The following is an 8093-nucleotide window of genomic DNA, read 5'->3' as shown; positions in this document are numbered from 1 at the left end:
CGGCTCGCGCGGGTGGACGACGCCCCGCCCACCGGGGTCGCGCGGCTGCTCCCGCGCACGGTCGCGGCCCGCGTCCGGACGCTGACCGCGCTGTCGCTCGTGCTGCTGGTGGCCCTGCTCGGCATCGGCTGGGCGGCGATCGCGAACGCCCGCGAGGGCGTGCGGGTCATCGGGCACGACGCGGGCCCGCAGGTCGTCGCCACCGGCGACCTGTACCTCCAGCTCAGCGACATGGACGCGCAGCTCGCCAACGCGCTGCTGATCGGCAACGCGCCGGGCGGCGGACGCGACCAGGCCCTCAAGCGCTACGACGACAACCGGCAGAAGGCCGGGGACGCGCTGCTGAAGGCCGCCAAGCTCGCCGACGAGACCACCGAGAACAACACCGCCCGCGACCTGCTCGACGCGCTCGGCCGCTACGAGCGCCTCGCCGGGCAGGCGCTGCTGCTCGACCGGCAGACCCCGCACGCGTCCGGGTCGCCGTCGCAGCAGGTCATCGACCTGTACCGGCAGGCGACCGACCTGATGAAGCTCGACCTGCTGCCCAAGGCGTACAACCTGACGCTCGACAACGGGACCCTCGTCCGGCACACCTACGAGGACAAGCGGTCGGCGGTGCTCACGGGCCGCACGGGCCTGCTCGTCGCGGGCGTGGTGCTGCTGGCGACCCTTGCGGGTCTCCAGGTGTACCTGGCCAGGCGCTTCCGCCGCCTGCTGAACGTGCCGCTGGCGGTCGCCACGCTCGGGACGCTGGTCCTGGTAGCGGCGGGCGCCCTGATGCTGACCGGCCAGGCCGACCATCTGCGCAAGGCCAAGGAAGAGGGCTTCGACTCGATCCTGGCGCTGTCGCGGACGCGCGCCATCAGCAACAGCGCGAACGCCGACGAGACCCGGTTCCTGCTGGACCCCGGACGCGCCGACGCCTACGAGCAGGTGTACCTGAGCAAGTCCCAGACCGTCCTCTATCTGAAGGCGGGCAACCTGACGCAGTACAACGCGGCCGTGCAGAAGGGCCTGTCGTTCGAGCCCGGACGGGCGCCGTTCCTCGGCTTCCTCGGCACCGAGGCCAACCGTCCGGCGGAGTCCGCCGAGCAGAAGGCGCGGCTGGTGGACGTCATGAACAAGGCCCTGGGCGCGTACCAGAAGGTCCAGGCCAACGACCGGCGGATGCGCGACCTCGTCAAGGCCGACCAGCGCGACCAGGCCGTCGCGGCGCGCGGCACCGCCGCCGCCGACTACACCCAGTACGACCGCGCCCTGCAGCAGTTGAGCGGCATCCACCAGGACGCGTTCGACGAGGCCGTGACGGACGGCGACGGCGGGACGAGCGGCTGGTACGCCGTGCTGCCGATCGCGGGCGTCGCCATCGCCCTGCTGATGCTCGCCGGGGTGCGGCCCCGGCTGGCGGAGTACCGGTGGTCGAAATGAGGGCGCGGCGCCTCGCGGCGGCCGCCTTCGCCGCGCTGGCGGTCCTCGGCGCGGGCGCGGCGTGCGGCGTCGCGGACGCCGGGGAGATGTCGGTCGCCGACAAGGACGCGCTCGTCATCGGCGTCAACGGCGACCAGCCCGGCGTCGGCATGCGCACCGACGGCGGCGCCTACGAGGGCTTCGACATCGACATCGCCAAGGAGATCGCCGAGCGCCTCGGCGTCCGCGGGCCGGGCGTGCGGTTCAAGCCGGTGTCCTCGGCGACGCGCGAGGACATGCTCCAGCACGGCGACGTCGACCTGGTGGTGGCGAGCTACTCCGTCACCCCGGAGCGCAAGGTGAAGGTCTCGTTCGCGGGCCCGTACTACGTCGCGCACCAGGACATCCTCGTCCGCGCCGCCGACGCCCGGAAGGTCCGGAACATCCACGACCTGCAGGGACGGCGGCTGTGCAAGGTGCGCGGGTCGGTGTCGTTCCCGCGCATCCACGACGAGCAGGGCGTGGCCGCGCTCCCGGTCGAGGAGGACGGCTACTCCGACTGCCTCGCCGACCTCGTCGAGAACCGGCTGGACGCGGTCTCCACCGACGACCTGATCCTCGCGGGCCTGGCGGGCAAAGCGTCCGAAAGCGGCCACAAGCTCACGGTCGTCAACGCGCCGTTCACCGACGAGCCGTACGGCGTCGGCATCCGCAAGAGCGACGTGGACGGCTGCGAGGCGGTGAACAAGGCGATCACGGGGATGTACCAGGACGGCACGGCGGCGCGCCTGCTGACGCGGTGGTTCGGCACCTCCGGACTGAAGATCACCACGACCGTCCCGCAGTTCGAGGGCTGCGTCTGAGCGGCCCCGGGCACGGGCCGCCGATAGCACGGAGCCGCTCGCGGCACGCCGTGAAGCGGGGTTGTCACCACCGTCCGGTCATAGAGATCAGTCGGTTGCGTAAGTTCCGGTCGGCGCGCGTGATCGTAAGTTATGGTCGCGATCAAAACCCGGCCCGGCAATCACCGTCACCCCCCGAGGAGCACCATGACGACGGTCATCCTGGTGGTGATGTGCGTCGTGGTGGCCGCGTTCGAGCTCTACGCCGGCAAGCAGAGCCGGGACCAGGCCAACGCGTTCACCCGCCGGATCGACGAGCTGAACGACCAGGTCACCAAGCAGAACAACGTGCTGGTCACGGTGGGCGAGCAGCTCACCGCCGAGCTGTCGCGGGTCAAGCAGGACGTGCTGCCCGCGCTCGACGGCCGGCTCCGGCAGAACACCGGGCAGGTGGAGGAGCTGGCGGGCCTCGTCCACCAGGCCGACGACTACCTGCGCGCGCAGGCCGGCCGGCTGCGCGAGCTGGAGCAGCAGCGGGTCACGCTGGCCGCGCTGCGCCGCAAGCTCGGCGAGGTCGAGACCTCGGTGCGCGCAGTCACCAAGGCGCACGGCGAGTCGGCGTCCGGGAAGGTCGACGCGGCCCTGGACCGGCTCGCCGACATCGAGCGCGGCGGCGCGGAGATCCTGGAGCTGCAGCGCACCCTCACCCGCACCCTGGAGGGCGTCGAGGACGTCGTCGCCGAGCTGCTGCAGTTCACCGAGGGCGAGCTGGACGACACCGTCACCGCAGCGCTCACCGGCCGCCCCCGCGCCCACGGCGACGCCGTCACCGCCACCGGGCGGCTGTGGACCCGCGACGGCCAGCTGGAGGACATCCTCACCGAGATGTACGAGCGGTGCGTGCGCGCGAGCCGGCTGAACGTCCGGTTCCGCACCGCCGAGGGCGCGAACGGCACCGCGCCCGGCGGGCCGGAGCGGCGCCGCTACCTCCTCGGCGGGCACGCCTCCGAGGACCTCGCCGGCGTGTTCAGCGCGCTGCTGATCTCCACCGGCGCCGACCTGCCGCACAACGGCGCCCACGAGTCCCGGCGCGGGCTCGCGCGGGTCGAGCCCGGCGTCCCCGCGGGGGTGGAGCCGCCCCGCCCGCCCGAGGACGAGGCGGCCCTGAAGTCGCTGCTGCGGACGCTCGCGGAGAGCTCGGGCGCCGTCGCGCAGATCGGCCCGCTGCTCGCCGTCCGGACGCGGGACGAGCTGCTGTGCGCCGTGCTGACGGCCGCGCAGTCGCTGGAGCTGGAGAGCGACGAGGTCTTCTGGGACCCGGCCGCCGCGACCGTCCGGCTGCGGCGGCTGCCGTCCCATCAGCTCTGGGACCTCACCGCCTGGTCCGCCCCGTAGGGCGGGGCGCCGTAGACGCGCACCGTCCGCTCCGCGGGGCCGCCGAGGCGCACGTACAGGGGGCACGCGGCGGTGCGGGTCAGCGGGTCGACCTCGGCGCACAGCCCGATCCCCGCCGCGCGGTCGAGGAACACCACGTTCTCCACCGCCCGCGCGCCGCGCACCGCGTACGGGACGGAGTCGGCGTCGCCGGTGTCGAAAAGCTCGTCGAACGTCAGCCGCCGCGCGAACCGCATCAGCGCGCCCGCGTCCACGACCCGGCTCCCGATCGCCGCGGCCGGGCCCGCGGCGACGATGCCGAAGCTCGGGTTCTCCCGGCCGCGCACGTAGATCTCCCGGTCCGGTTCGAGGCCGCGCCGGCGGTCGGGCACCTGGACCCCGAACCCGGCGTCGCCCGTCAGGTAGGCGGGCGGGCCGAACCCGCCGGCCGCCGCCGTCCCGTGCCGGACCCGCACCGCGCCCGCGGGCATCTCCCAGCCCGGCAGGTACACGCCGAGGCCGCGCAGCAGCAGCCGCCAGATGGGCCGTCCCGTCACGTCCGGCGCGAACTCCATGGCGACCATCATCCGGTGCGCCGGCTTCCGCCGACAAGATCCTCTCGGGGGGCCAGAGCCCTTACCGCGCCGCCGCTGCGCGCCCGGCACCGCGTCGGCTACCGTTGGACCACCCGGATCATGACGAGGACGCCGCCGTGAATCTGCAGGACATGATGGTGCACCGCGACACCTCGTCGCGGACCGTCGACAAGTACCTGATGTCCTACGAGGGACGCGTCATCGCGGTGCGCCGGCATCCCGCCGTCCTGCTCCCGCCCGCCGCGATCGTCGTCGCCGGGCTCATCGCGTGCGGCGCCGCGAGCGCGTGGACCGGCATCGGCTGGCTCTGGGCGCTGTGGCTGCTCGCCGTCGGCTACCTCGCCTGGAAGGTCCTCGCCTGGTCGATGGAGTTCTTCCTGGTCACCGAGCACCGGGTGATGGTGGTCAAGGGCGTCCTCAACCGGGACGTCGTGATGATGCCGCTGTCCAAGGTCACCGACATCACGCTGAACCGGTCCATGGTCGGCCGCCTGTTCGGCTACGGGGAGTTCCGCACCGAGTCCGCGGGCCAGAAGCAGTGGCTGAAGAGCGTCAACTTCATGCCGTACCCGGAGCAGCTCTACCTGGAGGTCTCCTCCGTCATCTTCGGCACGACCGACGCCTCGCCCGACTGAGCGGCCCGGCGCCGCGTCCGGCCGCCGCCTACCGCCTGCCGCCTGCCATCCGCCGCCTGCCGCCTGCCGGCGGTCGTCAGGAGTCGAAGCCGAGGCCGAGGCGGTCGAGGGTGCGGAGCCAGAGGCCGCGGCGGCCGGCGTTGCGGTCGGCGCGGGCGATCTCGCGGCGGGTCAGCTCGATGACGCCGTACCGGAGCGGCTCCGGCGGGAACGGGACGGGCTTGGACCGCACCATCGCCAGCCGTGTCCGCTCGGTCTCCTCGCCGGGCGCGAGGCCGACGCGCAGGAGGTCGAGCATGACGTCCGCGCCGAAGCGGGTGGCTCCGACGCCCAGGCCGGTGTAGCCGGCGGCGTAGGCGAGCCTGCCGCCGTAGGCGGTCCCGAAGAACGCGCAGAAGCGGCTGCACGTGTCGATGACACCGCCCCAGGCGTTGGTGAAGCGGATCCCTTCGAGCTGGGGGAACGTCTCGAAGAAGTGCCGCGCGAGCGTCTCGAACGTGGCGGGACGGTCCTCCAGCGCCGGCTTCATGCCGTTGCCGTAGTGGTAGACGGCGTCGTAGCCGCCCCACAGGATCCGGTCGTCGGCGGTGAGCCGGTAGTAGTGGAACTGGTTGGCGCTGTCACCGATGCCCTGGCGGTGCCGCCAGCCGATGGCGTCGCGCTGGGCGGCGGTGAGCGGCTCGGTCATCAGGGCGTAGTCGTACACGGGGACGACGAAGTTGCGGAGCCGCTTCACGAGCGGCGGGAACGCGCCGGTGCCGAGCGCGACCCGTCGGGCGGTGACCGTCGCGCCGTTGGGGGTCGTCAGGCGGAGCATGAGCCCCTCGGAGCGCACACCCGTGACGCGGGTGCCCTCATGGACGCGGACGCCGAGAGACCGGCACGCGTCCGCGAGGCCCCAGGCGAGCTTGGCGGGATGCACCATCGCGGTGGAGGCCGGGTTCCACAGGCCCGCGTGGTAGGTCGGTGAGTCGACCTCGGCGCGGACGGCGTCCTGGTCCAGGAGGACGGGCTTCCAACCGAGTCCGGCCGCCATCGCCGCCGCCTCTTCGAGCGCGGGGACCTGCCACTCCTCGGTCGCGACGTCCATCTCGCCGGTGAGCTCCCACTCGGCGTCGATCCCGTACCGCTCCAAGGTGGCGCCGATGGCGGCGAGATTGTCGCGGCCGAGGCGTTCTAGGGCCGGCATGTCGTCCGGCCAGCGTCCCGCGCCGTTCTCCAGGCCGTGCGTGAGGCTGGCCGAGCAGAACCCGCCGTTGCGCCCGGACGCGGCGGCGCCGATCCGGCCGGCCTCCAGCACGACCACGTCCAGGGACGGGTCGCGCTCCTTGGCGAGCAGGGCCGTCCAGAGCCCGCTGTAGCCGCCGCCGATGACGGCCAGGTCGCACGTCAGTGTTTCCTGCAACGCGGGCTCGGCGGCGGGGCGTGCTGCGTCCTGGAGCCAAAACGGCCGACGCTCGGCGTCGGCGAGCGCCCTCACGATGTCCATCTCGTCCCCCGGTGTCGGCGTCGTCAGGTCATGCGGTGTCGCGAGCGGTATCCCCGGCGGGGCGGCGCCGTCAGCGGGCGGCGCGGATGTTGCGGCGCGCCGAGATGACCGCGATGAGGACGCCGACCGCGAAGATGAGCGTGCCCATCACGTTCACCTGCGGCGGCGTGCCCGTCCGGGTGGAGCCGTAGATCCACAGCGGGAAGGTGACGGTCGCGCCGCTGGTGAAGTTGGTGATGATGAAGTCGTCGATCGACAGCACGAACGCCAGCAGCGCCCCCGCCAGCACCCCCGGCATGATCATCGGCAGCGTGACCAGGCGGAACCGCGTCCACGGTCCGGCCCCGAGGTCCTGCGCCGCCTCCTCCACCGCCGGGTCGAGGCCGACGACGCGGGCCCGGACGGTCACGGCGACGAACGCGATCGAGAACATCACGTGCGCCACGAGGATCGTCAGGTAGCCGCGCGGCAGGTTGAAGGTGACGAACATCGACAGCAGCGACGCGCCCATCACGATCTCCGGGCAGGAGATCGCCATGAACAGCACCAGGTTCGTCGAGCCCTTGCCGCGGAACCGGTAGCGGCCGAGCGCGAGCCCCGCGAACGTCCCGAGGACCGTGGTGATCAGCGTACTGAGCAGGGCGATCGTCAGCGAGTTGACGACGGCGGTGGTGAGGTCGCTCTTGTCGAACAGGTGCCGGTACCACTTGAGCGTGAAGCCCTGCCACTCGAAGTTCTGCTTGCTGCGGGTGTCGTTGAACCCGAACAGGATCATGATCGCGATCGGCAGGATCAGCCAGGCGATCAGCACGAGCGTGTAGACGTGCAGGCCCGAGACCTTCCGGCGCGGGCGCGCCGCCGGGGGCTTCTCCCTCGCGTCCGGGGTCTCCGGGGTCTCCGGGGTGGTGAGCGTCGTCATCGTCCCGCCGCCTCCAGAACGTCCTGCGTGCCGAGGGTGCGCGCGTAGGCGAAGATCCCGACGAGCAGGATCGCCATCAGCGAGAACGACAGCGCCGACGCCATCGGGTAGGCGCTGTTGTTGAAGTACTCGGTCTGGATCACGTTGCCGATCATGGTGTTCTGGGGGCCGCCGAGCACCTCGGCGTTGACGTAGTCGGACGACACCGGCACGAACGTCATGATCACGCCGGCGAAGACGCCCGGCAGCGACAGCGGCAGGATCACTCTCGCGAACGCCTGCAGGCGGCTCGCGTACAGGTCGTAGGCCGCCTCGACCACGCGGTGGTCGATCCGCTCCAGCGCCACGTAGATCGGCAGCACCATGAACGGCAGGAAGTTGTAGGTGAGCCCGGAGACGACCGCGAGGCCCGTGTCCAGGATGTGGAAGTCGTCCGGGACGATCCCGCTGTGGCGCAGCGGCCCGAGGACGGGGCCGTTGTCGGTCAGCACCAGCTTCCACGACACCGTCCGCAGGATGAACGAGACGAAGTACGGGAGCAGGAGCAGGAACAGGTACGTCGACTTGTGCCGGCCGCCGCGGAACGCGATCCAGTACGCGGCCGGGTAGGCGATCGCGATGCACGCCGCCGTCGCCAGGAACCCGTACCAGAGCGACCGGACGAACTTGTCGCCGTAGGTGTCGAGCCCGTCGACGTAGTTCTGCCAGTGGAACGTCTGCCGGAACCCGTCGATCAGGTTGCCCGTCTGCAGCGACAGGGACACCATCAGCACCATCGGGACGAGGAAGAACGCCGCCATCCACAGCCCGCTCGGCAGGATCATGAGGTAC

8 protein-coding genes are annotated in these 8093 nt (G+C 71.9%); 4 read left to right on the top strand and 4 right to left on the bottom strand.

The annotated features are described in order from the left end of the window. The 3 genes from ETD96_RS36245 to ETD96_RS36235 all read left to right on the top strand — a co-directional run. On the top strand, window positions 1-1428 hold a 1428-nt coding region (locus ETD96_RS36245), incomplete at its 5' end, for a hypothetical protein (RefSeq protein ID WP_338072642.1). After that, window positions 1425-2270 carry a glutamate ABC transporter substrate-binding protein gene (locus ETD96_RS36240; RefSeq protein ID WP_138640986.1) on the top strand — a complete coding sequence of 282 codons (846 nt, stop codon included), beginning with the start codon at window positions 1425-1427 and terminating at the stop codon, window positions 2268-2270. The genes ETD96_RS36245 and ETD96_RS36240, both read left to right, overlap by 4 nt. 186 nt (window positions 2271-2456) lie before the next feature. Continuing rightward, window positions 2457-3644 (top strand): hypothetical protein, encoded by a 1188-nt coding sequence (locus ETD96_RS36235; RefSeq protein ID WP_138640984.1) that lies wholly within the window; start codon window positions 2457-2459, stop codon window positions 3642-3644. On the opposite strand, the gene ETD96_RS36230 is transcribed toward ETD96_RS36235, so the two are convergent. After that, the gene (locus ETD96_RS36230) at window positions 3608-4198 is read right to left on the bottom strand and encodes a hypothetical protein (protein ID WP_240808487.1); all 591 of its coding nucleotides are present in this window, start codon (window positions 4196-4198) and stop codon (window positions 3608-3610) included. The genes ETD96_RS36235 and ETD96_RS36230 overlap by 37 nt on opposite strands. A 137-nt stretch (window positions 4199-4335) precedes the next feature. On the opposite strand from ETD96_RS36230, the gene ETD96_RS36225 reads away from it, so the two are divergent. Further along, entirely contained in the window at window positions 4336-4854 is a 519-nt protein-coding gene (locus ETD96_RS36225; RefSeq protein WP_240808486.1) for a PH domain-containing protein, read from the top strand. Between the two features lie 76 nt (window positions 4855-4930). On the opposite strand, the gene ETD96_RS36220 is transcribed toward ETD96_RS36225, so the two are convergent. The 3 genes from ETD96_RS36220 to ETD96_RS36210 all read right to left on the bottom strand — a co-directional run. After that, entirely contained in the window at window positions 4931-6343 is a 1413-nt protein-coding gene (locus ETD96_RS36220) for an NAD(P)/FAD-dependent oxidoreductase (RefSeq protein ID WP_138640982.1), read from the bottom strand. 70 nt (window positions 6344-6413) lie between these two features. Beyond that, complete coding sequence (locus tag ETD96_RS36215; protein ID WP_138640981.1) at window positions 6414-7262, bottom strand: ABC transporter permease; 849 nt, start codon at window positions 7260-7262, stop codon at window positions 6414-6416. Next, on the bottom strand, window positions 7259-8093 hold an 835-nt coding region (locus ETD96_RS36210; protein ID WP_138640980.1), incomplete at its 5' end, for an ABC transporter permease. The genes ETD96_RS36210 and ETD96_RS36215, both read right to left, overlap by 4 nt.

This window comes from Actinomadura geliboluensis, from assembly GCF_005889745.1.
Lineage (GTDB): Bacteria > Actinomycetota > Actinomycetes > Streptosporangiales > Streptosporangiaceae > Spirillospora > Spirillospora geliboluensis.
This window is presented reverse-complemented; position numbering and strand designations above follow the sequence as displayed.